Below are 25,600 nucleotides of genomic sequence, written 5' to 3'. Positions count from 1 at the left end.
ACGTTTTTATGAACAAGGATCCTGGGTCCGGAAGCCTTAAGGCATCGAACAAAAGACAGGGGGCATACCATGTACAAAGTATTCATCGTCGACGATGAAGCGGTTGTCCGCGACGGGCTGAAGCGAACGATCGGCTGGCAGGAGCTCGGCTTCGAACTGATCGGCGATTACGCCAACGGCCGCGAGGCGCTGGAGGCGATTGATCTGAACATGCCGGATCTCATCATTTCGGACATCTCTATGCCGTTTATGGACGGTCTTGCGCTGACGGCATCCGCCAGCGCCAAATATCCGCATATCAAAATCATTATCCTGACGGGTTACGACGAGTTCGAATACGCGCAGCAGGCCATTCGCCTCAAGGTCTCCGACTTCATTTTGAAACCGATTACAGCGCAGGAAATCCGCGGACTGCTTCTGAAGGTCAAGGCTGAGATGGACGAAGAGACGCGCAGGCGTGAGGATTTTAGCCGGCTTTACAGCCAGCTGAAACAGAGCCTGCCCCTTCTGAAGGAACGCTTCCTGGAGCGGCTTGTCGTCACCGGGGTGAAACCTGAGGAAACGCAGGAGCGCTTCCTCTATTTCGGCCTGACTCCACTAACTTCGCCGTGCCTGACCATGGTGGCCGATATCGACGATTTCGGTTCCCGTCAAATGCAGGGCGTGAGCGGACAGGACACGGAAATTCTCCGCTATGCCGCTTACAACTTGTTCGAGGAAATCGCTCTCCGCGAAGAACTGCTGCTTTTCCGCACGCGCAAGGAGCGTATCGCCCTTGTTGTCTCGGGAGGCGCCGAAGATACCGACTTGTACGAAAAGGCGTTCCGTGTCGCCGAAGAAGCCCGGTTTTACATCGACAAATATTTGAAATTCACCGTTTCCATCGGCGTCGGACAAGCCGTACAGACTGCGCAGCAGCTTCCCGCATCGTACAAAAGCGCCCTTTCTGCGTTAGATTACCGCTTTTTACTCGGCAAAAACCGGGTGATCAGCCTGCTGGACATGGAGGGCAGGCCAGCCCTTGCCGAGACGCTCCGCGCGGATTGGGACCGCCAATTGGCGTCCACTGTCAAAACCGGCTCCCTGGAGGAAATCCACCAGCTGATCCGGGAATTCGTCTGCGACCTGAAGCAGGGCATGGCACCGATGGATTCGTGCATTTTCCACATTCAGAAGGTCATCCTTTCCCTCATGAATACGATCCAGGAGCTGGGACTGCACGAGCAGCGTCCGATCCTGCTGACCGACGTATACCATTACAAAACGCTCGACGAAATCGAAGCCTGGCTTACGGAAACGGTCACCTCCGTCATGAACGCCGTTGCCGAAAACCGCAATCATTTTACCCATATGCAGATCTGTAGGGCCGTCGATTACATCGAGATGCATTATGCCGATGAAAACATCTCGCTGCAGCACCTGTGCCGCCACGTCCTGATGAGCACCAGCTATTTCAGTCTCGTCTTCAAGCAGCATACGGGCGAAACCTTCGTCGAGTACCTGACCCGCATCCGGATGGACAAAGCCAAGGAGCTGCTGACACATACCAGTCTCAAGTTTTACGAAATCGCCGGCCAGGTCGGCTACAACGACCCGAACTATTTCAGCATCCTGTTCAAGAAGCAAGCGGGCATGACCCCGCGGGAATTCCGTGACAGGCAGGCCAAGGAGAGCTCGCGGCCATGAACAGACAGCGCGCCTCCCTCCTTCCTTTTTTGCCGTTTAAAAGCATTCAGTCGAGCATCTTTTTCACCTTTTCCTGCCTGATCCTGATTACCGTCCTGGTCATCAGCCTGAACAGCTACAATCTGTCGGTCGACGCAATGGAGACCAATTCGGAGAGCTACGTCCAGGAAATCATCACGCAGGTCAACTCCAACATCCAGTCTTACATCGACAACATGGAAAACATTAGCCTCTTGGCCATGACCAACAAAGACGTCAAGTATTACATTTCCAACAACACGTTTATCAGCACGAGCGACCGGCGGCCGTACGAAAAGCGCATCTCCGACTTGTTCCAGGCCATCCTTTACTCGCGCAAGGACATCTCGGCCATCATGGTGTTCGGATACAATGGCCATTACGTGTCCGACCGCCGGATTACCCTCCTCAACCCGAGCACCAAGCTGGAAGACCAGTCCTGGTACAAGGAAGCCAAGAGCAAGGGCGGACAGTCTGTCATATCGCCGCCTCACGTGCAGAACATCATCCAGAACGAATACCGCTGGGTCGTCTCCCTCAGCCGCGAGTTGAAGAGCACGGACGGGATCCGGGGCGAGGGTATTTTTCTTGTGGACCTGAACCTGAGCATCATTAACGATATTTGCAGCAAAATCAACCTTGGCAAAAAGGGCTACGTGTTCATCGTCGACCAGAACGGGAACATCATTTACCACCCGCAGCAGCAGCTGATCTACAGCAACCTGCGTACCGAGCAGATCGCCAAGGTCACCGAGGCCAAGAGCGGCACCTCCTTTACGATCAACGACGACAAGGGCAAGCGCATCTATTCGGTGCATGACACGAACTTCGGCTGGAAAATCGTCGGCGTGGCCTATGCGGACGACCTGATCGCAAACGAAGGCACGATCCGCAGGTCCATCCTGCTGTACGCCATCATGGGCATCCTCTTCTCCCTGCTGCTGTCGCTCGTGCTGTCCTACCGCATGTCGAAGCCGATCCGCATCCTGCAGCGGGATATGAAAAAGGTCGAGCGCGGCAACTTCGACATCCGGACGAAGATCGACCAGCCGAACGAAATCGGCCAGCTCGGACGTTCTTTTAATTTGATGCTGGCCCAGATCAAGAACCTGATGCAGGAAATCATCCACAACCAGGAGAACAAGCGAAAAAGCGAGCTGATGCTGCTCCAGTCGCAGATCAACCCGCACTTCCTGTACAACACGCTCGATTCGATCGTTTGGATGGGCGAGCAGAAAAAGCATGAGGAGGTCGTCCTGATGACCTCGGCATTGGCCAAGCTGTTCCGCGCCAGCATTACGAAGGACAAGGAGCTGGTTCCGATCAAGGTGGAGGTCGAGCATATCACCAATTACCTGCTCATTCAGAAGATGAGGTACAACGAACAGTTGGAATACGACATCGACGTACCGGAGGAAGTCAAAGGCTTCCTGACGCTGAAAATTTTGCTGCAGCCCTTTGTGGAAAACGCCATTTACCACGGCATCCGCAACAAGCCCGAGCCGGGGAAAATCACTATCCGGGCCCGGGACCTAGGCCAGGTTATCCAATTTGAAGTGGAGGACGATGGGCTGGGCATGACGGAGGAGCAAATCCGGCGCATCTGGAACCCGCCGGAAGGCAAGACGTCTGGCCGGACCCGTTCCGGCGGCATTGGGATTGCCAACGTCAACGAGCGCGTAAAGCTGTACTTCGGCGATGCGTACGGCATCCAAATCCGCAGCGAGCTGGAAGAAGGCACCTGCGTCACCATCACCATCCCCAAAATGAAGGAGTAGCACCCATGCGCATACAACGTGCCACGCTGCTGTTGGCCATCATTTTTGTCATATCCTGCGTCTACATCATCCTGTACTTCAAGCTGTTTATTCCGACGCCCGCACAGGAGAGGAGCGTGGCGGTGATCCTCAAGGAGCACAACATCCGTTCCGAATTCTGGCAGACGGTGAGCGCCGGGGCCGAAGCGGCCGCCAAGGAGGCCGGAGCCAGCATCAGCGTCTCCGGCCCGCTCCAGGAGACGGACGCCGAGTCTCAGCTCCAGCTGCTGGACGACGTCCTTAAGCAAAAGCCCCAGGCCGTCGTGGTCGCCCCGATCAACGACGATCGTATCCTGGACGAGCTCAAGAAAATCCAGGAAGAGGACATTCCGCTCGTCATTATCGATACGCCCCTCAGCCTGAAATCGCCGCCGGCCTTCGTGTCGAACGACCATGTCACTGCCGGCGTTCAGGCCGGCAAAGTGGCGCTAGAGCAGACCGGCGGTTCGCTCCAGGCGGCGATCATCAGCGATTTCATGACGTCCGGCGTATCAGCCGAGCGGGAAAAGGGCATCCGCCAGGCGCTGGAGGCCCAGGCCTCCACCATCTACGGTACGTTTTACTCCTCCGATTCCGAGGAGCGTTCGTACCTGATCGCCAAGACGCTGATCCAAGACCATCGCGACATGAACGCTATCGTCGCGCTGAACGAATCCGCGGCCCTCGGTGCCGCCAAAGCGGTCAAGGAGGCCCATCAAACGGGGCTCGTCAAGCTGATTGGCTTCGACACGTCCGCCAGCGAAATCCGGCTGCTTGAGGAAGGCACCCTGAACGCGACCGTGGTGCAGCAGCCTTTTAACATCGGGTATTTAGGCGTGCAAACCGTGCTCGACCTCGTCAACGGCAAAAAGGTCAAACCGGAAACCTACACCAACTCGATCGTCGTCACGAAGGCCAACATGTATTCCCCGGAAAATCAGAAACTACTCTTTCCATTTATCGATAAATAAACAACACCCATCGAAAGGTGCGAGAGCCGATGACTTCCCGTTTCCTGACCCGGCTTGCCGGGATTTCCTTCTGCCTGCTGGGCATTCCGGCGCTTATCATCTCCTGCTCCGGCCTGAATGAATCCAGACCTGTGATGAAGCCGCAGGAGGAGCAGACGGCGCTTATCAATTTTGTCGCCTCGGAATACAGCTCGGAGACGCGTCCGCTGCTGGAAAACCTGGTGCAGGACTTCATGCTGAAAAACCCGTCGATCGTCATCAATTTGCAGGTGGCCAACTGGGACATCCTCGACGGCATCTATACCACGATGATCAGCAAAAACCAACCGCCGGACCTGCTGAACACGAACGTGTACACGCATTTTGCAAGCGACGGCCTGCTGAACGACATGGACGAAATCATTTCGCCGGAGCTGAAGCAGAAATTTTATCCGGACCTGATGAAGCTCGACCAGTGGGACGGCAAGCAGTATGCCATTCCGTACGTCTCCTCCACCCGGAATATGTATTACAATCGGGACCTGTTCGAAGCTGCTGGCATATCCAAGGCCCCGGCCACCTGGTCGGATCTGAAGAAGGATGCCCTCAAAATCAAAAACACCGGCAAGGCCCACGGCTTCGGCGTCGATTTGAGCGATAACGAAATCCAGGCCTATCTCTCCTACTTCTTCCTGGGAGCGGGCGGCGGATGGTTCCGTGACGGCAAATGGACGATCAATTCGCCGGAAAACGTCGAGGGCCTGGCCTTCCTGAAGGACTTGTACGATGAAGGGTTAACCGATCCCGAGCCGACCGTCACCACCCGGGACGAGAAGCAGCGCATCGTCGGAGACGGCAAGCTCGGCATGATGATTTCGGGCAACTATTTCGGCACCGTCATGCCGAGGGAGTTCCCGAATCTGAAATGGGGATCCGGTCCCATCCCCGTCAAGGACGGCCACAAGCCGCTCCTTTTCGGCGTGCATGACAACCTGGTCTCGTTCAAAACGGACCATACCAACAAGGAGGCGCTCTCCGCGTTCCTGGATTATCTGTACTCCAGCCCGGTGTACGAGGAAATCATCGCGCAGGAAGGCTTCCTGCCCGTGACGGAAGAGGTCGGGGCCAAGTTGTCGGCCAACGATTCCGTGGTGAAGCAGCGGCTGGCGGAGCTGCGGAAGTCCAGCTTTTATCCGATCCAGCAGCCGGAATGGCAGTCGATCATGGATACCGCGCGAAAAATGGGCGACGCAGTCCTGCACGACCATGTCTCGCCGAAAGAGGCGCTGGACGAGCTGCAGCATTACGCCGAGAAGGTACAGAAGGAGGTTCACGGGACGGAGTGAGCCGGGGGTGGCATGGGTGGCGGCACGGCCAAATGGCCCTTTAATGGTCACAAGGTGCGGCCCCTCCCATGCTTAATTAGGGCGCCCCACACAACCTGCCCAGCAAAGAGTGCAATCGTGCAACTCGTCCGATCAGAATAATGCACTCTTGCCACTAATTCCACCTTCCACGCTCCCCCACCACAAATAAGTGCGATAGTGCATCTAATTTCGCCTACTTGCCCCTTTTCAGTACAAATAGCTGCAATTCTGCATCTATTTCAGGCTAATTTCCGTTTTTCGGCTATTTCGCTCCAAATTAAGTGCACTTTTGCAGCTGTTTTCTGCTCAAACGAGCTGAACGCGAGGCGCGATCCCCTCCACATCGCTGCCATCATGCGGCCTGCAAGCTTCCCCTTAAACTTCACTTTCGCGCACTACCATTATTTTGGATACCCGGTTCGTCTCGCCCGCTTCCGACTCTTCCCTTCGGAACTTCCCTCCCGGCACTTTCCCCTCGATCCCCTTCCCGATCCTTCCCGAGTAGAAGATTGTTCCTCCTTTTCCCCCAGGAACAGAAAATAACAAAGAATTCATGGAAGATATTCGATAGAGCCGCTCTCCCCGAGTCTTTATGATGGTTCTAGGCGCTGTAATCCAACATAGACAACCACTATGGCGTTGCACAATCACTTAAGGAGGGTTAGCTTTTATGAAGTTCAAGAGACATTTGGCGGCACTCAGCCTAGCGGCTTTGATGATCGTCGCCCCGCTGGCCGGATGCGGCTCCAAGGACTCGTCCACTTCGACAAAAACCGAAGACGCGTCCTCCTCAACCGCCACCACAACGACCAACACCGATTCCAGCTCGACCACCACGACCGATGACAGCACCAAAAAACTGACCGGAGACTTTGAAATCCAATACTTCGTCGGCGGCTACGGCGACAAGTGGTGGAAAAAGGTCATCGCGGACTTTAAAGCGGCCAACCCCGATTTGAACGTAAAAGAAAGCGGCGGGCCAAAAATCAACGACCAAATGAAGCCCCGCTGGGTCGGCGGCAATCCGCCGGATTTCGTGTACATCGACGGACCGAACCTGAACGACCGCCAAATGGTGGAGGACGGCCAGCTTGAAGATCTGACGGATTGGATCAAGGATGCCACGAATATCGACGGCACCAAAATCAGCGACATTTTGGCGCAGCCGCCGCAGCTGTTTGACGGCAAAGTCTACGACATTCCGCTCGTTTTGAACTCCTGGGGCGTGTTCTGGGATAAAGCCCTCTTCCAGGAAAAAGGCTGGGAAGAGCCGAAAGACTGGCAATCTTTCATGGCCGTCAGCGACAAAATCAAAGCGGCGGGCGTCACTCCGTTCATCCATACCGGCAAATATCCGTACTACATCAACGGCGCAATTCTCTATCCGGCGATCGTCTCCGCCAACAACAACGACATCTCCATTCTGCAGGACATGGCCGATTCCAAAGTGGAAGCTTTTCAACAGCCGGCCGTGCTGACCGCGCTGAATAAAATCGTCGAGCTTCGCGACAAAGGCTTTATTGACAAAGCTTCCATCCAGATCAACCACACGGACTCGCAAATGCTGTTCCTGCAGCACAAAGACGCCTTCATCCCGAACGGCCTCTGGCTGCCTAACGAAATGGCCAAAGACGTACCGGGCGGGTTCTCCTTCGGCTTCATTCCTTCGGTGACGCAGGAGTCGGGCGGCAAAGTCGTCGCCAACACTTCCACCGCCAACGTGGCAATCGCCAAGAACGCCAAAAACAAGGATGCGGCCAAAGCGTTCCTGCAGTTCATCTTCTCCGAAGCCCAGGCTTCGCAATGGGCCGAGCTGAGCGGCGCTCCGTCCAACATCAAGGGCGACATCAGCAGCTCCAGCGCGCCGAGCCATGTAAAAGACGCAGCGCGGTATTTGACCGATTCCAACACGGTCGTCGTGCCGGCCATTACCTTTAACGCGGACGTGGATAAAGCCATGCAGGATGCCACGGATGCATTGACCATCGGCAAAATCACGCCGGAAGAGTGGGTACAACGCGTGGTGGACGTCGCCAAGAAAGTGAAAAAATAATGCGATAGACTGCATGGAACGCGGAGGATGACAGGGATGAACGCTCTCTGTCATCCTCCGTAAATTTTATGTGAAAGGCAGGGAGAACGAAGATGAAATTGGGGACGAACGCCTGGCAGCGCAACCTGTTTATCGCGACCTTTATCATTCCCACGTTTCTGTTCTTCTGCGTGTTTACGGTTTATCCCGTACTGCAGGCAATGTACTACTCGCTGTTTGACTGGTCCGGTTCCTCGGACAATAAAACGTTTATCGGACTGGACAATTTCAAGGACATGCTCCATGACCCCATCATCTGGATCGGGATGGGCAACGATTATTTTCTCGTCGCGGGCAAAATCATCGGCATCATGATTCTGGCAACGTTTTTTGCAGTCGCTTTGACCCGCTTCAAGTTTCGGCTCGCTAATTTTTTTCGCTCGATTTTTTTCATTCCGAACGTCATTTCCGTCGTCGTCATCGGCGTCCTATGGAATTTTATCTATAATCCGCAAATCGGCTTTCTGAATTCCTTCCTGTCCTTGTTTACCAAAGACAAAGTGGACATTACGTGGCTCGGCTTCACCAGCCATACGATCTGGATGCTGCTTCCGCCTGCCATCTGGGCCGGCATCGGCTTTTACATGATCCTCCTGATCGCCGCGATCCAGGGGATCCCGGAATCCTACTACGAAGCCTCAAGCCTGGAGGGCGCAGGCCAGTGGCATCAATTCCGCCATATCACGCTGCCGCTGATCTGGGAGCAGATGAAGGTATCCATCCTCAACATCATGATGACTACGCTCAACGGTTCTTTTGTCATCGTAATGATTATGACGAGCGGCGGGCCGGACAACACCACTCAGGTCATGGGATCCTACTTGTACCAAATGGCTTTCACGCAGTACCACTTTGGCTATGGTGCGGCCATCGGCGTGCTGATTCTGGTCTTATCGATGATCACGACGGTGGTCCTGCAACGGCTCATGCGCCAGGAAACGATCGAAATCAGCTGATTTAACAAGGCACAGGAGGAACGAATGATGAAATCAGGCCTTTCCAATCCGATTGTCAAAATTGTGTTTTACGCCATCTTGATCCTGTGGGGCGTATCGGTAATTTATCCGCTGCTGTGGACCCTGCTGGACTCGCTGAAAAACAACGATCAATTTTTCCGCAAAATGCCCTGGTCTCTGCCGGACTTTCCACTGCTGTGGAGCAACTTTAGCTATGTATGGCGGGAGTTCAGCTTCGGCGATTATTTCCTGAACTCCGTCGTGGTGACGATCGGTTCCACGCTGCTCGGTCTGCTGCTGTCGGCCACCACCGCCTATGTTCTGGCCCGCTACCCGTTCAGGGGAAGCACGGCACTGTTCCTGCTCTACATCGCGTCCATGATGATCCCGTTCAGCCTGGCGCTCATCCCGCTCTTTTTCCTGATGAATTCCATGCATCTGACGAATTCGTCTTTTGGGCTCATCCTTGTGTACGCGTCAACGCTGATTGCTTTCGGCATTTTCGTGCTGGTCGGTTTTTTCAAAAGTCTGCCCAAAGAGCTGGAAGAAGCCGCCGCCATAGACGGAGCTTCCTACTTCGGAATCTTCTTCCGGGTGATGCTGCCACTCTCACAGCCGGGGCTCATTACCGTGGGCATCGTCAACGTCCTGAACATCTGGAACGAGTACATTATCGGCACGATTATGGTCAACGATCCGAAGCACTACACTCTGCCCGTCGGCATCGCGATGATGCAGGCACAGATGCAGTACCGTACCGAATGGGGCCCCCTCTTCGCCGGTCTGCTCATCACCCTCGTCCCCGTCCTGATCATGTACATGTTCTTCCAGCGGCAGATCGCCAGTGGAATTACGGCTGGAGCCATCAAGTGATCCATCCAAGCTTAGGGCCCCGCATCCATAACATCCTGCCCCACCCCTTCCCCTTCGCTCATTGCCATGCAAAAAAAAGCCCGGGATCCTCCGGGCTTCTCTTATACCTTCACAGCAGAAAGCTTTAACTTGAATTTCAAGCACTCCGCTCCTGCCTTAGCACTCCTTCAGCGTCACTTCCGGCCCCAACGTAATCTCAAACGCCCGCCCCCAAATGAAATCCGGATTCTCGTAGTCCAGAGATGCGCACGCATACGTCGCATACGACCAACCGGACGGCATGATCTGCCGCACGCTCTGCGCTACGCCCAGCTCGAATGCCTTTCTGGCGGCGAGTGCCTTCGTGTTCGTCTGCATGCGTTCGCGGAGCATCTCGTCCAGGACCTGATAGTCGTCCGGAGAGTTAAACAGACGTAAGTTTTGGTCCGCATACGGCACGTTGGTGTATAGGCTGTGTGCCCGCGAGTACGTGCGAATTTCGGCGATCGTGATCTTTTTATAGTAATAGTCCTTAAGGAATCGCTTGAACAAAAGCGATCCATGTGCATTTACTGCTTCATGCAGCGCCGGCGCCCGCTTCTCCGTGCGAAGATACACGAATCGTGCCTGAGCCATGCCGAGGGCCATGCCGATTTTGTTGCCGGCCGTGTTCCACGCGCTGTAGCCGAGAAGCTGTCCGGTGGACACGTTGTCAAGCAGCGCTTCGGTCACGGTCGCATCGGCAGCCCCTCCCCCGACAAAATCAATCACGAGCGTCGGGACCCGGCCGGCGCTGTTCGCCTCCATCCGGCTCACGGCCGCACCGATCTCACTGGCGCTGGTAACCGCGACAATTTCGATGTCATAGGATGCCGCGTCAGAGAACTCCCCGCCGACGATGTCCACATGATGCCGGATATTATCGTGCACGCTCATATACTCGTAGGGATTGACGATGGTCGACCCGTCCGGCCCAAAATATGTGACGCCGTATTTCGGACGGGAACCGTACCGGTACAGCTCCTTCGCCATCCGGCCGAGCAGGGAGTATCCCAATGCGTCGGCATCAGGCAATATGATCGTTTTGTCCGGATTCTGGCCGTCAGTGCCGCCCAAATGCTCGTTCACAAAAGCTTCGAGGTAAGCAATTTCGTTAGCCTGTACCCCTTGGGTGTAGGAGTCATCCACCCCGACGGCAAGAAAATCCACGTATCCCTCGCGGACGAGCCGATCGATGATGTATCGGTTGGTCTTGAATTTATGCCTTCTGGCGTTGTAATACTGCTCCTTGTTAAAAAGGGCAGGATCCCCGAACGGGGTACCGTCGGGCTTCGTATCGTAACCTTCCAAAATGCCCTCGAACGTGGTTGCGACCGCCCGGGGTTGTTGGGCAAAAGCTCTGGCTTCATCGTATGCGGCCTGGGTCAGCCCTTCCACAAACACGGTGGTCGCCAGGCGCATGATCGTATCCAGCACATAGACCGGCTTACGCGGGTAGGCCCGCTTGACTTCGCGAATGACATCCAGCAGCTTGGTGATCTCGGAATCGTAATCAGGGTAGGATCCACCCGCGCTTGAACGAAGCCGCCTGCTGCCGATCAGTCCGCCGTAGGCCAGCATATCCGTCGAAATGATAAATCCGTCAGCTTGAGCGGCGTGTTCCTTAATAAAACGGCGGATATTCCTCGTCTTTCCGTAGGTCGGCGAAGAGGTGCTCACCAGTTGACCGTCTTCGGCCACGGCCTTGGCGTCGAGGCGATTTTTAATATCCTCCCGGCTCGGGACAATCAACTGAATCCCGGCGGATCTCCCCTGCACAATCACGTCATCCAAATTGGCAGGACGGTCGTCCAGCGGCACATAGAGCACTTTTTTCATAAAGAACATCTCCTTTGCATGCTTGATTTGTCGTATTACGTGGTGTTGCTGAATACGGATAAACTCAAGATGACTTGTCATGCTGAAGGATCACTTACTCCAAGGATAGCTGTATCGGATCTCCGGATATCCGACGCTGCCTCATCGTTCATTACAGGGAGGCAGCTTCCATCTTCGGCTGATTCGGATCCGTGAACCTATAATATCATATAACGTAACGATACGCAATATAATATTAGGTTTTTCTTTTCTCCAATCCAAAAAAGTTATCCTCGTTATATGAGCACGGCAGGCAGAATATTTTCCAATATTTCTCGATTTATTTTCATGTTCAAACTGTATGGATCCCTCGTTCAAAAGTACGCTAATAGGTAATCCTCCGGTCACTTACTATACTTTCAAGTTGACTATGTATGCCCTGTTCATCTACAATATATAAGGTAAATTTACAAGAACAGGTGAAGAGCAATGACAACGAAGCAAGACTACCGTATTTTGTTATATTATAAATTCGTCAACATCCCTGATCCTGAGCTGTTCACTGCTGAGCATCTGCAGTATTGCAAGGATTTGGGCGTCAAAGGCCGCATTTTGATCGCTGCCGAAGGCATCAACGGCACGCTGTCCGGTACTGTGGAACAAACCGAGAAGTATATGAACGATCTGAAAGCGAATCCGCTATTTGCCGACACTGTCTTCAAGATCGATGATTCGGAAGGCCACGCGTTTAAGAAAATTTTTGTCCGTCATAAGAAGGAACTCGTCACTTTCCGTTACGAGGAACCGCTTGATCCCAACGTGCTCAGCGGGCAGCGCCTGTCCCCGGAAGAGTTCCATGAACTGCTTCAGCAGGATGACGTCATCGTCCTGGACGGACGCAACAATTACGAGTACGAAATTGGACATTTCCGCGGTGCCATCCGTCCGGATGTCGATTCGTTCCGCGAATTCCCGGAGTGGATCCGCGACAATATGAGCCAGTTTAAGGACAAGAAAATCCTGACTTACTGCACAGGTGGCATCCGCTGCGAGAAGCTGACCGGCTTCATGATCAACGAAGGCTTCACGGACGTTGCCCAGCTTGAGGGCGGCATCGTTACTTACGGCAAGGATCCTAAAGTCAAAGGTCATCTGTGGGACGGCAAATGCTACGTCTTCGACGAGCGCATTTCGGTACCCATCAACCGCACGGACGAAGATGTCGTGATCGCTACATGTATCCACTGCGGAAAAACGCAGGACCGCTATATCAACTGCGCCAACCCTACCTGCAATAAGCAGCATGTTTGCTGCGAGGAGTGCGAAGAGATCCATCAGTCCTTCTGCTCCGACGAGTGCCGGGACGTCATCATGGCGGCCAAAACCAACTGATCGGGTCCATCCGATAGAACAAAAAGGCGGCAGGTTCCTCTACCCGGAGGAACTTGCCGCTTTTTCATACTCCGGGCCTGAAAACAGCCCGTCCCTCAATTCCAAGGAACGGGCTGCTCAACGGATTTACCCGGTAAGTTTAACTTCGCCAGTATTTTCAGGGCCGAGGCAGTCAGACGCTGCCCTGACGTTAGAACGCTCCGGTTCCCCCGCCTCCCCCTCCGCCGCCGTCGCTAAAGCTGGACGAGGAGCTGCCGCTGCTGCTGCCTCCGATGCCCATCGGCTTCAAAAGCAGGTGATTTTGCGTATAATTCAAGGATTCCAAAATCTCCGCGCTGAACAGGACAGGAACGACCGCGGCTGCGGCCAATGCGGCGTCTGCAGAGCCGGTCTGCTTTCGATGTTTGATGTACCGCGGAACGGTACCCAGCAGCGCGGCATACTCCGCAGCCTGCTCCGATCCGAGCGGCTCGCCTGCGTAGGATGTCTCTCCTTTTCCAAGCGTATTCCGAAGTGCCTTAAGGGCAAAACGGTAGCGATGCGTCTCCCAGGACAGTACATGAACGGGAATGCTCCACACGAACAGAGCGGAACAAACCGTCAGGATCAGGTAGTCACCCGAAATATCATGCACGATTTGGGAGCCCATGATAAAGCATGCGAGCAGATACAGAAAGATCCACAGCTTCTTCCGGAAGCGGATGGACGCCCAAACCGCTCCGGCACCAAGCAGCACCGCAGTCAGCACGATCATGAGCGTAGACGCCGCGTCGGTAAACAGCAGATACAGCAGAAGACCGTAATACACCGCAGCCGTCAGCGGAATAAACAGCTTGAGCAGCGGATTGGTCCGGACCTGACCCGAATATGGCTGGGTACGCGACAGCAGCCTGATCCACTTTCTCAGCCGGTCCGCATGCTTAACCGACTTTGCCCGGTACTGGCTGACGATTCTTGAGCTCTGCCGCTCCTTAAACGTAGGCCCTGCCAAGGAATCCAGCTTGAAAGTAAGACTGCCGTTGATTTCTTCGAACAGCCAACCGACAAGATGCTTCTCAGCCGGGTTGAGCTGATCCATCCGGCCCTTAAAGGTGAACAGCAGCGTAAATTCGGGAGCCGTCGGCTCTTCCTGGAAACGTTTTGAAGCAGGTACCTGCTTCACAGTCACGTAACCCTTCTGGCGCAGAGATAACAATCCGGCCATAAAGTCTTCCCTTTTTAACCGGCCTTTGCGCAGCATATACATGAGAAGCAGCGGATCTGCTTCATCGATGTCCTGCCGGGTGACGTCACCGCGCCGCAGCCAGGCCGAAATTTTTCTCCACGACAAGGCGTACAGCAGCGCACCAACGATGAAAACAACCATGCCGATTTGAATAACCGGGCGGATGGCGTTCATTCGATCGTCACGGGCAGCAAGCCGGTCCTGGTATTTCTGCTCGGCAGACAGCTGCTTTTGCAAAGAAACATGTTCCTCGGTAGCCGTCATTTGGGATAGCTGCTCGGTTGGAAAATAGACCACCATATGCGCTGTTCCGTCACTCGTCAAATCATCGTTTTCATAGTGGACCGCAGGCGGCCCTTCGCTCGTAATCTTTCCGCCCGAACGGTCATGCAAAAAGGCATGAACGTCTTCGTTCTTATAATCGCCGGGCATAAACAGATCGACGGACACCTGGTGAAGATCCTCTTGGTTATTTTTGAAGAAGCTCCATTCCAGTTTGCCCGTTTCGTCATACTTGACCGCCGCATGGTCAATCCGGTAGCGGTAATAGACCTGTTTCGTTTCATTCTGCGCGGCATCGTATATGTAATACGTATCATTGTCGTTGTCCCATTGGACATCCAGGCGCTGCAAGTTTTCGTAGGAGAAACTGCCCAGCTTCGGATTTTCCGGGGGTACATAGGCTTCAAAAAATTCAACCCCATTCTGGTCCGCCCGATCAATCGCACGCGTCATTCCGTTGAAACTGCCCTTAAAGGTATACGTAAACAGTTCTTCGACATACAAGTCCCCATCCGGCCCGAGGTAAGCCCTTGATTCCACGCGATCCATCGAGTAACTCTTCTTGTCACCGCAGCCGGTTATCCCAAGGACCAAGACAAGGATGCCCAGCAGTAGCCACCATTTCCTCATGCGCTCACTCCCATCTCCATACTTCATGCTCTCTCTACTGATCTATGTACAGATTAAAATGCCGCCTCCCTGTCAGTAAAAAACGATCTTCTTTAGGTTGCCGCAGCTGTCATAGACGTTTTCTATTATATTAACAAATGTCCCCTGGTGGTAAACAAGTGCATATGGTACCAATATATGAGCTTTTTCGCCATTTATTGTTGAAAAATAATTCTTCCGTCGCATACGAAAACCGTTTATTGACATGTATTTCATGAATGGACAGACGACTTCAGTTATGTTTTGCAGCTAAAAAAGACTGTCCCCGGATGATCCACCCGACACAAACGGTCGGTCACCCAGAGACAGCCTATGACATGAGCATGCCGGTTACAGAAGTTCGTCAACCGGTTCAAAACCGGTTCCGGGATCGTACGCTATCCGGTGAGGACAATGCGTCAACACCTCCAGGGATCGTTCACGTCCTGTATGATGGCCGGCAATAAATTTGCGGTCGATACGGATCGACAGCACCGTAAGGTATTCCTCCTGACCGGTCTTTCCGTTCATTTTAGTGTCTCTTGCCTGTACGACGACCGTATCCAGCGGGAGCAGGGCAAACAGCTCGCCTGCGATCCGGAGGACGGAGCCGCAGATGTAATCCAGCTCCAGATCATTGCGTTCGGGGGCGGATAGTTCAAGCGAAGCCACGCCTCCCTCCGTGCGGACTTTCGCCTCGCGCGGGATCACCTGCTGTGAATTGACATCCAGTTCCACCTCCACCTCGGAGCTGCTCCGGACGCTGAACTCGAGGCCGCTCCCCAGCATGGCCAATTCCTGCAGCGGGGCCATCTCTTCCAAAACCCGCAAATAGGCGGTGCGGTTGCCGTCCAGGATGTCATGGGCAAAATCGTTTGCTGCTTTCCATTGCAGATAGTCTTTGCGGTCCTCTTCCCGCGCCAGCTGAACTTGTCTTTCCAGCTCCTCCCGGATCATGGCGTCCTGCTTGAGGAGCTTCTGGATGCGGGTCGGCTGGAAAGCCGCCAAATTATGCGCGGCCAGCTTCTCCTTCGGTCCCTCCTCCCCTCTCGGGAACGGAGGAGCCATAGCGGCAATAATATCCCAGAATACCGGCTCCCCGTGCATTTGATGGATCGTCGCAATCCACTCCAGCTGATTGTCGTACCAATCGGCCTCAAACGATAATTTCTCCGCTTCGTCCAATGCAATCTGCCCCTGCTGCTGCAAATGTTGCCGGTTTATAAGTTCACTGCGCTTGAGACAAGCGCTGCTGTAGGTCGGTTGGCTAGAAAAAAGACGTGTTATGGAGCCGGCTGCCGCTGACGCAGCCGCACTTTCGTCACGAGGCATATATCCGCTTACCGGTGGCGCATCAGCGCCCTGTTCGCGGCTTCCCCCTGTATCCATGCTGTACAGATGAGGCCCTGAATTGGTTAGGATACCGTGATTGTATCGATTTCGCATACATTCTTCTCCTCATTCCCAAGTCCGTGATTGGTTTACAAGCAATAGGTCATTTATACTATAGCATAGAGGTAAATTTCGCCATTGCCGTTCATATTCCTGCATCCTCTTCATGAAAATTTACCGAAAAATAATGGAGACCCGGCGGATTCCACAGCCGAACAAGAAAAAACCGGCCCCTCCCGGGTCCGGCTCATGGTGCTTCCATGATATAAAATGACTTTCTATATAGCGAGCAGCTCGCGGATTTCCTGTTCGGTCAAGGTCGTGACCGTATCATCCGCCGACTCCATCACTTCGCGGATCAAATCCTTCTTCCGCTGCTGCAGCTCCAACATCTTTTCCTCTACCGTGCCCTTCGTAACCAGGCGAATGACTTGGACCACGTTTTTCTGTCCCATCCGGTGGGCGCGTCCCGCGGCCTGTTCCTCCACCGCCGGATTCCACCACAAATCGTACAGGATGACCGTGTCCGCTCCGGTCAAATTCAGACCCGTCCCTCCTGCTTTGAGCGAGATCAGGAACACGTCGTTCTCTCCCCGGTTAAACCGCGAACAGGTGTCCACCCTCTCCTTGGCCGGAGTCTGTCCGTCCAGATAAAAGACCGGAATCCCCCGCTTACCCAGTTCGCTGCGGATAATACGAAGCATGCTCGTAAACTGGGAAAAGATCAAGATCCGCCGCCCGCTGCTGAGGCATTCGTCGACCACGTCCAGCAGCTGGGAGAGCTTGCCGGCCGGACCTTTGTACCCGTCCACAAACAGCGAGGGGTGGCAGCATAGCTGACGGAGTCTCGTGATGCCGGCCAAAATTTTCATCCGGCTCTTCTGGAATCCTTCCATCTCCAGGTCACGCATCGTCTCTTCTTTGAATTCCTCGAGATAAGCGGCGTACAGCTTCTTCTGCTCAAGGCTCAGCTCCGAGTGCTGAACCGTCTCAATTCGTTCCGGCAGCTCGTCCAGCACATCGGCCCTTAACCGGCGCAAAATGAACGGCTGCACAATTCGGGAGATCTGACCCCGGGTCAGACCGCGGAAAGCTTTCTGCCCCGTAAAAAGGCCCGGGAATACCGCTTCGAAAATCGACCACAGCTCGTCGACCGCGTTTTCGATCGGGGTGCCCGTCAATGCAAACCTCCGCTCCGCACGGATTTCGCGCACTGCCTGGGCGGTCTGCGTCGCGTAGTTTTTGATCATCTGGGCTTCGTCAAGGAACAGGGTGCTGAAGCCCATTTCCTGGTACAGCCGGATATCTTTGCGAAGAGACGGATAGGACGTGATAATCACATCCGCTTGCTCCGCAGCAATGCCGTTTGGAGATTCCGTTTCTGCGCCTGCAGCCGCGATGCGAATCAGGGAATCGCTTCGCTCCTTCCGTGCACCCAAGGCCACGTGAACCTGAATGGACGGAGCGAATTTTTGGAATTCGCTCTCCCAGTTGTATACGAGCGATGCCGGAGAGACGATCAGGACTGGCAAATGTCCTCCGTCCCCATTCTTCTCCCTGCACTCGGACACAATGTAGGCAATGCTTTGCAGCGTTTTGCCAAGCCCCATATCGTCGGCCAGAATCCCGCCGAACCGGTAATTCCCCAGCGTCTTCAGCCACTGGAAGCCGTCCCGCTGGTAATCCCGGAGCACGGCGGCAAGCTCATCCGGCAATTCGAAGTCCATATGCTCGGGATGCGTCATATGATCAATCAGCTGCCGCAGCGCTTTCCCCATCTGGATCCCGTAAGCTCGCCCTTCCTTGTCACGGAGCTGCAGACCCTTGACCAGAGGAAGATGGATGCGGCTGCCGGTAATATCGCCTTTTTTCATGCCGAGCTCGTCATACAGCTCGCCGAAGGTTTGGAAGGCTTCCTTTTCCAAGGACACATAAGCACCGCCGGGAAGACGGTAATACTTACGTTTCTCGACCACGCTTAGCAGCAGCTTACGGATTTCCTTATCGCTCACGTGATCCAGCTCAAAATTGATCTCGAGCCAGTTGGTCGTATGGTCGGTGTCCGCATTGATTTTCGGAGGCTTGTTCGGATTGTGCATCAGCTGCTTGACGGCTGGAGTGGCGTATACTTGAACCCATTTTTCCAGCTTGGGCAGCAAGTGAAACAGGATATCATAGACACTGTCTTCTTCCGACAGATCCAGCACCATTTCGCGTCCGCTCTGCACAAAGTCCGTCTCTCTCAAGGCTGCGATAATCCGCCGTTCCTTCTCAGTATCCCGGACCAGAATAAAGTCTCCGTCTTTCCGGGCATCCGTATCGGCAAAAGCATCGATCACAACCCCGTCGTACACGAATTCCAGCCTCGCGGTCAGCTCGGTTTCATCCCGGTCCAAGTACAACTTGGCCACCAGGTCCGGCTGCACCAGCTGATCGCGGACGCTCGCGTCCATGCCGACCCTGCCGATGCGCCGCAGGCCGGGAACTACCTTCTCCATCAGTGCGTCCATCTGGTGGGGGGATACGTTAATCCGCTTATGGTCATAGCGGTATATCAAGGTTTTCATCTCTGATAAAAGGAGCAGGTCGCGAGCCGGCAGCTGGTAAATCATGCCGTCAACGGCCGCACAGCCGTATGCAGTCATCACGGCGACCCGCTTCAGTCCGTTGATTTCCAGGTGATAAGCCTCTCCGCTATCCATGCTGCCCACATGGAACGACAGCGGGATCTGGCCTTCGCCCAGCTGCATCGGCAGGGGTGGAGCATACTCGCGCTCCATCGCGGCCCCGGCCTTGACCAGCAAAGGCAGCAGCTCGCTCCAGCCAAGCGGCGGGATGGTCAGCATCCGCTGGCTGCCCGAGGCTGCGAAGCCAGGAATGGACCGGCCTGTTTCATCATACGCGAACTCGCTGCCGCAAATCCGGATCAGCATCTCGATGACCGCCCAGTCCTCAGTCCGGAACGTATGCTGCTTCGGACTGTATGTGAACAGCTTAGTAAAGGGCAGGCTTCTACCTTCCTCGATGTGAAGCAGAAACTGCCTAACATTTTGCACGACGTACAGCCGATTCGGCCCGACCTTCATCTCGATCCGGAATTTCGGTTCCGGTTGATACTCGTCCGTTACTTTGCAGATCCATTCCACAACCAGCGTTTCCTTGAGCGCGCTCGCTGCTTTTTGGCCGGTCTTCAGCCGTTCGCCTTCCGCCATCTGGTCAAACAGCTCGATCAGCCCGTTGGTGAGGCGCACGTCCCTGGAGGAAACCGCAGGCGTCGGAATGGGGACGACCTCCCCCCGCCGCTGCAGGCGGTCCGCCCCGCCCTTTTCTTCCTCCAGCAGATAGATCAAGACGGCGGCAATATGCTTGCAGTAAGGATAATATCCGCCGAAGCCCGCACAGTGACAGGTCGCGCTGAAATCCGCACCGTCGATATCGACCTCCACCCGGTAGATGTCCTCGTCCTGAACCACCGCTTCGATGTAGCGATTATCGTCATCGCGTTCCACGATCATGACCTGACCGTAGGCGCAATATTCCTCACCCCGTTTAAAGGCGGATGCGCCGCATAATGATCTGATTCTTTGCGAAGTAAATGCCAGCATGTCTTCCGTCCTTTCCGGCCCTGTCCTAAAATCTCGTGTACTCAATATACCATAGTTCCGGTCAGGAAAGCGAAAAATTAGGAACTCTTGTTCTCCATCAGTTCAGGTTAGATGGGGTTCATTTCCTCCGTGCAGACCATCCTTGCCGGCGCCTTACGGTTTCTTTGATCAGCTTGAACACTTCCGCAAGCGCGTCCGTCTTTTGGCTGTCGGCCATAGCCGATATGTAGGCATCCCGACTGGCATGCAATGCCCGAATCCGCTCAAGCAGCGTGACCGGGGACAGTCCCCTCTCTTCCAGCATTTCAGCATAACCCGCCTTTACGAACGAACGCGCGTTGAGGATCTGATCGCCCCGGCTCTGCTGCCGGGTCAACGGGATGAGCAGCATCGGCTTACGTAAGGAAAGAAACTCAAAGATCGAATTGGATCCGGCACGGGTAACCACCAAATCCGACATGGCCAGCACATCCGGCAGTTCTTCACGAATGTATTCGAATTGACGGTAGCCGGGAACCGTCAATTCCGGATCCAGCTGCCCTTTCCCGCATAAATGCACGACTTGAAAAACTTCCGTCAGCTCAGGCAGCGCCTGCCGCACCGCCCGGTTAATGCTCTGCGCGCCGAGGCTGCCGCCCATAACCAGCAGGACAGGCCGCCCCGGGGTGAAGCCGCACAGCGCCCGGCCGGCGGCGGCGCTGCCCCGTTTCAGCTCATCCCGGATGACGGCGCCTACATGTCGGCCCTTGCCCTTGCCGATATGAGCCGCTGCTTCCGGGAACGTCGTGCACACCGCTTCGGCCATCGGGATGGCAATCCGGTTCGCCAGTCCCGGTGTAATGTCCGACTCGTGAATAATGACCGGTACCCGGTTCAGCCAGGCCCCGATAACGACAGGCACGGATACGAACCCGCCTTTTGAGAACAGAATAGCCGGCTTCCGGCTGCGGATGAGACGGTATGCCTGATAGACGCCCTTAGCGATCCGGAACGGATCCTTGGCGTTTTGCCAGTCCAGATATCTGCGCAGCTTTCCCGTCGATATCGGAAAATACGCGACATCCGAAAGCGGTGACACAAGCTCCCGCTCGATCCCGTTGACCGAGCCTATGTATTCCACCGTCCAGCCTTCCTTGCGAAACAACGGGATCAGCGCCAGGTTGACGGTGACATGTCCGGCGGATCCCCCGCCGGTAAACATTATTTTTTTCTTCATGGGGCCCTCCACTCATTTCAACGACTGTTTCTTATTGTATTATAATGCCGGTCTGGAGATAAATGCCCGCCCCCTTTAACAAATGAGCCCCGTTAACACTAACACCGCCTCGGTGGCTCAGAAGTCCAATGGGATCACACATCCAAAGCCTGCTGGGGACCTATTCAGGGTTAGATGACCATTTTTAAAAATAGTTTTCATCCGCTGCTTGCTTTTGGCATCCATTGTGTATACAATGAAGCTAACTTTTTTTACAGGGAGGTGAGGTAGAAGTGGTACGTAATTTTGCAAACGACCGGATCAATCAACTGCCGATGGCTTTGTCCGGCATTTTTTACAGAGTTTCCGTTAACGGGATTCGTCTGTCCATTTTTAACAATCCGGTTGTTTTACAAAATTGCGAAATGCCGCTCCTACCTTAACTTCAACGGATAAGCGTTGAACGTTCAAGCCGCGGGGACATTTCCCTGCGGCTTTTTTCTGTAGATGCGGCATCTATGGAGGAAAATACGATGATGATTCAATGCAAAAACATACAAAAGTACCATGGTGCCCAGCTCGTTCTGTCCGATGTATCCTTTGAAATCCGCGAAGGGGAAAAAGCGGCGCTGATCGGCCGTAACGGCTGCGGAAAAACGACGCTGCTCCACTTGTTGAACGGCGGCGATAAGGCCGACAAAGGCGAGATCTCCATTTCGCGGGGAGCCAAGACCGGCTTCCTCGCCCAAATTCCCGAAGCCGGAAACGGCGAATCGGTGTACGACGTAATGCTGCGCGCTTTTGCCGCGCCGCTCGAATGGCAGCGGCGGATGCGCGAGCTGGAGGCGTTGATGTCGGGCCCTTCCGCTTCCGGCGGCAAAGAATCGGAGCAGTGGCTCGCTGAATACGGCAGGCTGCAGGAACGGTTCGAAGCGGCCGGCGGCTATGAAATGGAGGCGACCATTGACCGCATCGCCGGCGGCCTCGGCATCCCCGCGAGCCAGTACAGCCGCCCCTTCGCCTCCCTCTCCGGCGGAGAGAAGACGAAAATCGGGCTCGCCTCCCTGCTGCTTGAGCAGCCTGATGTGCTCCTGCTGGATGAACCGACCAACCATTTAGATATGGCGGCAATTGAATGGCTGGAGCAATTCCTGAAGGAATACCGCGGCACAGTGCTCACGATATCGCATGACCGTTATTTTCTCGACAAACTCGTGACCAAGGTGGTCGAGATTGAAGACGGGGAAGCTTTTACCTACCATACCGACTACAGCGGTTATCAGAAGGAAAAGGAAGCGCGGCTGCTGCAGCAGTTTGCCGATTACCAGGAGCAGCAGAAAAAAATCAAAAAGATGCAGGAAAGCATCAAACAACTGATCGAGTGGGGCAACCGTTCCAATCCGCCGAACGCCGGATTCCACCGCCGGGCCGCCTCCATGCAGAAGGCGCTCGACCGGATGGTGAAGCTGAAGCGTCCAGTGCTTGAACGCAAGACGATGGATTTGGCACTGCAGCAGGAAGACCGTTCCGGCAAGCAGGTGCTCGTGTTCGAGGAGTTGGCCAAATCATATGGCACGCGCACCTTGTTCAAAAGCGTAAACGAAACGCTGCGGTACGGGGAAACCGTGATGCTGCTCGGCGGCAACGGAAGCGGCAAAAGCACGCTGATCAAGCTGGTCCTTGGCCAGCTCGATCCGACGGAAGGCAGCGTGGCCGTCGGCTCGCGCGTCAGCATCGGCTACCTCGCACAGGAGGAAACGCCGGAGTCCGTCAAGCAGAACGTGCTGCAGTACTACCGGGAACAGGCCGGTATCGAGGAAGGTGAAGCCCGCGGCAGGCTGGCGCGCTTCCTGTTCTACGGGGCCGATGTATTCAAAGACATCCGCAGCCTCTCCGGCGGGGAGTGGACGCGGCTGCGCTTCGCCATCCTGATGGAGCAGAAGCCCAATCTGCTGATTCTGGATGAACCGACCAACCATCTGGACATTGACGCCAGGGAAGCGTTGGAAGAGGCACTGGAGGAGTTTCCTGGCACCATTTTCGGCGTGTCCCACGACCGGTATTTTATCAACAGACTGGCTAGAAAAATTTGGAGCCTGGATCACGAGCGTGTCCGCTCCTTCATCGGTAACTTTGAGGATTACAAACAGGAAATCCGCAAACAGAGCGAGGTCGAATTGGCAGCGCAGCAGCGGAAGGAAGAAGCCCACGGCTCGCGTGGCGCGGCAACCGGCATAACGGGCGAAGAGCCGGGATCCAAGCCGGCTGCTGCCCGCGCCAATGCCGGCGAGCGGCGTTCCCGGAAGAACGACGCCCCCGCTTTCGCTTCGCTTGAGCAATCGATCAAGGAGCTCGAAGCCCAGCTCGGACAGGTCGATGCCGACATGCTGAAGGAGAGCGCCGCATCCGATCTGGCGCGCCTGCAGGAGCTTCATGCAGAGCGGGAGCTGCTGCAGGCGAAGCTGGATGCGGCATATGAGCGGTGGATGGAGCTGCAGGACGCGTAAGCGAGCGAAGCTGAGACCCGCTTGGCAGGTGGGTTTGCGGCGAGGTCGCGGGCGGAAAGGTGCCCTGGGTTATGGGTGGGGCCGCGGCCTCACCGGCCACATACAGCTGCAGCTCTCGGTTTTTACGTTTTTGACCGCGCCCTCTCACACGCCGCACGCAACAAAAACCCCCTGATCATGAATGACCAGGGGGTTTTCCCTATAAGCATGTATATGAAAAGCCGTTCTATTCGTTGTTGTCTTCTGCAGCGGGTTCCGCCGCTTCTTCACCCTCCGCAGCCACGGATTCGTCCGCAGCCTTGGCCTCAGTCGCCATGCGAGATGCCGTTACGGAAGCGACCAGCTCTTCGGACGAAGCCACGAGCGCTACACCGGATGGCAGCTGGATATCTCCAGCCACCAGCTTGTCGCCGATTTCCATATGCGATACATCCACCGTAATCGAGGAAGGCAGGTTTGCAGGAAGCGCCTCGACTTCAAGCTCGGTCTCCTGATGCTGAAGCACGCCGCCCACCTTGGTGCCGGCAGCCGTACCTTGGAAATCGATCGGAACGCGAACCTTGATCGGCTTGTTGGCGGAGATATGCATGAAGTCCACATGCATCCACTCGCCAGCTTTGCGCTGATATTCCTTGATGATCACGTCAAGATCCGACGAGCCTTCCACCTTCAGCTTGAACACTTCAGACCGGCCAGTTCTGGCAACTTTGGCCAGCTCCTTCGCATCGACACTGATCGGCATGCTCTCGGTCTGCGTCCCGTAAACCACAGCCGGAATGCGTCCACTTTGTCTCAAGCTGCGCAAGCCCGAATGCTTCGTGTCGGTTCTTCGTTCTGCTGTAAGAGAATGAGATGTCATCTTTTACAACCTCCTCTGATATTTAATCTGTCTGCTGCAGTGCACAGGCATATCTATGTATTACCCATTTTTGGCGAAATCAAAACACTGCAGCTGGAAAACAGCCGACTCAAGCGAAGCAAAACGGAGTGTATCGCCCAGCCGCGATGCCTCCAAGAGCTGGAGCATTATATCTAAACAAAAACCTCTATCGACGCATCTTCAAGGTAGTCAGACCGCCTTTAGCGCTGGTTTATCTTGCGATATGAGGAAGCCCAGACTCCGAGCTTACACGTTCTTATATCATAAAAATCCCGCAGCGGTTATCGCAACCGTGCGGGACTTTGTGCTAATCGGCAAAGCGGACGTGCCGTTGCCGAACCTTTTATTTTCCGGATATCATCGTAAAATCGTCGAAATGAAAGCCGGGGGAAACAATGCACGAGACGAACACCGGCTCATCGCCCAGCGGTTTAGCCGCTTGCCATACATTGGCCGGAACGAGCGCCTGCGGCACCTCGCCTTTCTCGACGTCCATTCCCAGAATGATTTTTTTCTCTTCGCCCGGCTGTTCCCCATCGCCTCCGAGCAGCAGCTCGAGCGGGCTGCCGGAGTGCCACAGCCACAATTCATCGGAATAAACGCGGTGCCACGCGGAGGATTCCTCCGGATGCAGCAGGAAATAAATCGATGTGGCCGAAGGGCGCGAACCCGAATACTTGGGGTCCAGCACGTCTTTCGGGATTTCAAAGGACGCCTTCCATAGCTCCTTGTACCACCCGCCCTCGGGATGGGGCAGCATGTCAAAGGTTTTCACCAGAGGCGACAGCAGTTTCTCGGTCATCATAAGCCTTCTTTCTCTTTTATATATCACCCTATCCAAGGGAATCTCATTTTACTTTATAGGAATCACCCGTTTTTGTAAAATGCATGCATCCCCAT

General features: G+C 54.8%; 17 protein-coding genes. 10 read left to right on the top strand and 7 right to left on the bottom strand.

Annotated elements, in window-relative coordinates:
- Nucleotides 1-69: 69 nt before the first annotated feature.
- From CJP46_RS32900 to CJP46_RS32865, 7 genes are all read left to right on the top strand, one after another.
- Nucleotides 70-1,686, top strand: coding sequence for a response regulator transcription factor (locus tag CJP46_RS32900; RefSeq protein WP_094599843.1), 1,617 nt, complete (start codon nucleotides 70-72; stop codon nucleotides 1,684-1,686).
- A complete protein-coding gene (locus tag CJP46_RS32895; protein ID WP_094599842.1) occupies nucleotides 1,683-3,482 on the top strand; it encodes a cache domain-containing sensor histidine kinase in 1,800 nt (599 codons plus the stop codon). Before CJP46_RS32900 ends, CJP46_RS32895 begins: the two co-directional genes overlap by 4 nt.
- A gap of 5 nt (nucleotides 3,483-3,487) precedes the next feature.
- The gene (locus CJP46_RS32890; RefSeq protein WP_094599841.1) at nucleotides 3,488-4,471 is read left to right on the top strand and encodes a substrate-binding domain-containing protein; all 984 of its coding nucleotides are present in this window, start codon (nucleotides 3,488-3,490) and stop codon (nucleotides 4,469-4,471) included.
- 29 nt (nucleotides 4,472-4,500) lie between these two features.
- The gene (locus CJP46_RS32885) at nucleotides 4,501-5,796 is read left to right on the top strand and encodes an extracellular solute-binding protein (protein WP_094599840.1); all 1,296 of its coding nucleotides are present in this window, start codon (nucleotides 4,501-4,503) and stop codon (nucleotides 5,794-5,796) included.
- 691 nt (nucleotides 5,797-6,487) lie between these two features.
- Nucleotides 6,488-7,870: an ABC transporter substrate-binding protein gene (locus CJP46_RS32875; protein ID WP_094599838.1), complete on the top strand. Its 1,383-nt coding sequence runs from the start codon at nucleotides 6,488-6,490 to the stop codon at nucleotides 7,868-7,870.
- Nucleotides 7,871-7,962: 92 nt separating this feature from the next.
- The gene (locus tag CJP46_RS32870; protein ID WP_094599837.1) at nucleotides 7,963-8,865 is read left to right on the top strand and encodes a carbohydrate ABC transporter permease; all 903 of its coding nucleotides are present in this window, start codon (nucleotides 7,963-7,965) and stop codon (nucleotides 8,863-8,865) included.
- Nucleotides 8,866-8,892: 27 nt separating this feature from the next.
- Nucleotides 8,893-9,738, top strand: coding sequence for a carbohydrate ABC transporter permease (locus tag CJP46_RS32865; protein WP_094599836.1), 846 nt, complete (start codon nucleotides 8,893-8,895; stop codon nucleotides 9,736-9,738).
- Between the two features lie 156 nt (nucleotides 9,739-9,894).
- Here the strand turns inward: CJP46_RS32865 and CJP46_RS32860 are convergent, their stop codons facing one another.
- Nucleotides 9,895-11,595 (bottom strand): DUF4127 family protein, encoded by a 1,701-nt coding sequence (locus CJP46_RS32860; RefSeq protein WP_094599835.1) that lies wholly within the window; start codon nucleotides 11,593-11,595, stop codon nucleotides 9,895-9,897.
- Nucleotides 11,596-12,063: 468 nt separating this feature from the next.
- Here CJP46_RS32860 and trhO point away from each other — a divergent pair, with 468 nt between their 5' ends.
- Complete coding sequence (gene trhO, locus CJP46_RS32855; RefSeq protein WP_094599834.1) at nucleotides 12,064-12,966, top strand: oxygen-dependent tRNA uridine(34) hydroxylase TrhO; 903 nt, start codon at nucleotides 12,064-12,066, stop codon at nucleotides 12,964-12,966.
- A gap of 190 nt (nucleotides 12,967-13,156) precedes the next feature.
- Here trhO and CJP46_RS32850 read toward each other — a convergent pair whose 3' ends face one another.
- The 4 genes from CJP46_RS32850 to CJP46_RS32835 form a co-directional block, all read right to left on the bottom strand.
- Entirely contained in the window at nucleotides 13,157-15,103 is a 1,947-nt protein-coding gene (locus CJP46_RS32850) for a DUF2207 domain-containing protein (RefSeq protein ID WP_179281429.1), read from the bottom strand.
- Nucleotides 15,104-15,472: 369 nt separating this feature from the next.
- Nucleotides 15,473-16,567: a hypothetical protein gene (locus CJP46_RS32845; protein ID WP_143813071.1), complete on the bottom strand. Its 1,095-nt coding sequence runs from the start codon at nucleotides 16,565-16,567 to the stop codon at nucleotides 15,473-15,475.
- Between the two features lie 224 nt (nucleotides 16,568-16,791).
- Nucleotides 16,792-20,118 (bottom strand): DEAD/DEAH box helicase, encoded by a 3,327-nt coding sequence (locus CJP46_RS32840; protein WP_094599831.1) that lies wholly within the window; start codon nucleotides 20,116-20,118, stop codon nucleotides 16,792-16,794.
- Nucleotides 20,119-20,236: 118 nt separating this feature from the next.
- On the bottom strand, nucleotides 20,237-21,334 hold the full coding sequence (locus tag CJP46_RS32835) for an undecaprenyldiphospho-muramoylpentapeptide beta-N-acetylglucosaminyltransferase (protein WP_094599830.1): 1,098 nt from the start codon (nucleotides 21,332-21,334) through the stop codon (nucleotides 20,237-20,239).
- Nucleotides 21,335-21,606: 272 nt separating this feature from the next.
- Here CJP46_RS32835 and CJP46_RS37460 point away from each other — a divergent pair, with 272 nt between their 5' ends.
- Nucleotides 21,607-21,756 (top strand): RAxF-45 family protein, encoded by a 150-nt coding sequence (locus tag CJP46_RS37460; RefSeq protein ID WP_306431114.1) that lies wholly within the window; start codon nucleotides 21,607-21,609, stop codon nucleotides 21,754-21,756.
- A 90-nt stretch (nucleotides 21,757-21,846) separates the two neighbouring features.
- The gene (abc-f, locus tag CJP46_RS32830; protein ID WP_094599829.1) at nucleotides 21,847-23,820 is read left to right on the top strand and encodes a ribosomal protection-like ABC-F family protein; all 1,974 of its coding nucleotides are present in this window, start codon (nucleotides 21,847-21,849) and stop codon (nucleotides 23,818-23,820) included.
- A 226-nt stretch (nucleotides 23,821-24,046) separates the two neighbouring features.
- Here the strand turns inward: abc-f and CJP46_RS32825 are convergent, their stop codons facing one another.
- Together CJP46_RS32825 and CJP46_RS32820 are read right to left on the bottom strand one after the other, a co-directional pair.
- On the bottom strand, nucleotides 24,047-24,679 hold the full coding sequence (locus CJP46_RS32825) for a 50S ribosomal protein L25 (protein WP_094599828.1): 633 nt from the start codon (nucleotides 24,677-24,679) through the stop codon (nucleotides 24,047-24,049).
- A gap of 364 nt (nucleotides 24,680-25,043) precedes the next feature.
- Entirely contained in the window at nucleotides 25,044-25,505 is a 462-nt protein-coding gene (locus CJP46_RS32820) for a cupin domain-containing protein (protein WP_373558064.1), read from the bottom strand.
- Between the last annotated feature and the right edge of the window lie 95 nt (nucleotides 25,506-25,600).

It is taken from the genome of Paenibacillus sp. XY044 (assembly GCF_002257645.1).
Taxonomy (GTDB): Bacteria; Bacillota; Bacilli; order Paenibacillales; family Paenibacillaceae; genus Paenibacillus_AQ.
The sequence above is the reverse complement of the archived record's forward strand: the minus strand, read 5'-3'. Positions and strand labels throughout refer to the sequence as shown.

Coding starts and splice junctions, on each gene's coding strand:
- CJP46_RS32860 (WP_094599835.1), bottom strand. CDS start 11,595: ATGAAAAAAGTGCTCTATGTGCCGCTGGACGACCGTCCTGCCAATTTG.
- CJP46_RS32900 (WP_094599843.1), top strand. CDS start 70: ATGTACAAAGTATTCATCGTCGACGATGAAGCGGTTGTCCGCGACGGG.
- CJP46_RS32845 (WP_143813071.1), bottom strand. CDS start 16,567: ATGCGAAATCGATACAATCACGGTATCCTAACCAATTCAGGGCCTCAT.
- trhO (WP_094599834.1), top strand. CDS start 12,064: ATGACAACGAAGCAAGACTACCGTATTTTGTTATATTATAAATTCGTC.
- CJP46_RS32865 (WP_094599836.1), top strand. CDS start 8,893: ATGAAATCAGGCCTTTCCAATCCGATTGTCAAAATTGTGTTTTACGCC.
- CJP46_RS32885 (WP_094599840.1), top strand. CDS start 4,501: ATGACTTCCCGTTTCCTGACCCGGCTTGCCGGGATTTCCTTCTGCCTG.
- CJP46_RS32895 (WP_094599842.1), top strand. CDS start 1,683: ATGAACAGACAGCGCGCCTCCCTCCTTCCTTTTTTGCCGTTTAAAAGC.
- CJP46_RS32850 (WP_179281429.1), bottom strand. CDS start 15,103: ATGAGGAAATGGTGGCTACTGCTGGGCATCCTTGTCTTGGTCCTTGGG.
- CJP46_RS32840 (WP_094599831.1), bottom strand. CDS start 20,118: ATGCTGGCATTTACTTCGCAAAGAATCAGATCATTATGCGGCGCATCC.
- CJP46_RS32820 (WP_373558064.1), bottom strand. CDS start 25,505: ATGATGACCGAGAAACTGCTGTCGCCTCTGGTGAAAACCTTTGACATG.
- CJP46_RS32835 (WP_094599830.1), bottom strand. CDS start 21,334: ATGAAGAAAAAAATAATGTTTACCGGCGGGGGATCCGCCGGACATGTC.
- CJP46_RS32890 (WP_094599841.1), top strand. CDS start 3,488: ATGCGCATACAACGTGCCACGCTGCTGTTGGCCATCATTTTTGTCATA.
- CJP46_RS32875 (WP_094599838.1), top strand. CDS start 6,488: ATGAAGTTCAAGAGACATTTGGCGGCACTCAGCCTAGCGGCTTTGATG.
- CJP46_RS32825 (WP_094599828.1), bottom strand. CDS start 24,679: ATGACATCTCATTCTCTTACAGCAGAACGAAGAACCGACACGAAGCAT.
- CJP46_RS32870 (WP_094599837.1), top strand. CDS start 7,963: ATGAAATTGGGGACGAACGCCTGGCAGCGCAACCTGTTTATCGCGACC.
- abc-f (WP_094599829.1), top strand. CDS start 21,847: ATGATGATTCAATGCAAAAACATACAAAAGTACCATGGTGCCCAGCTC.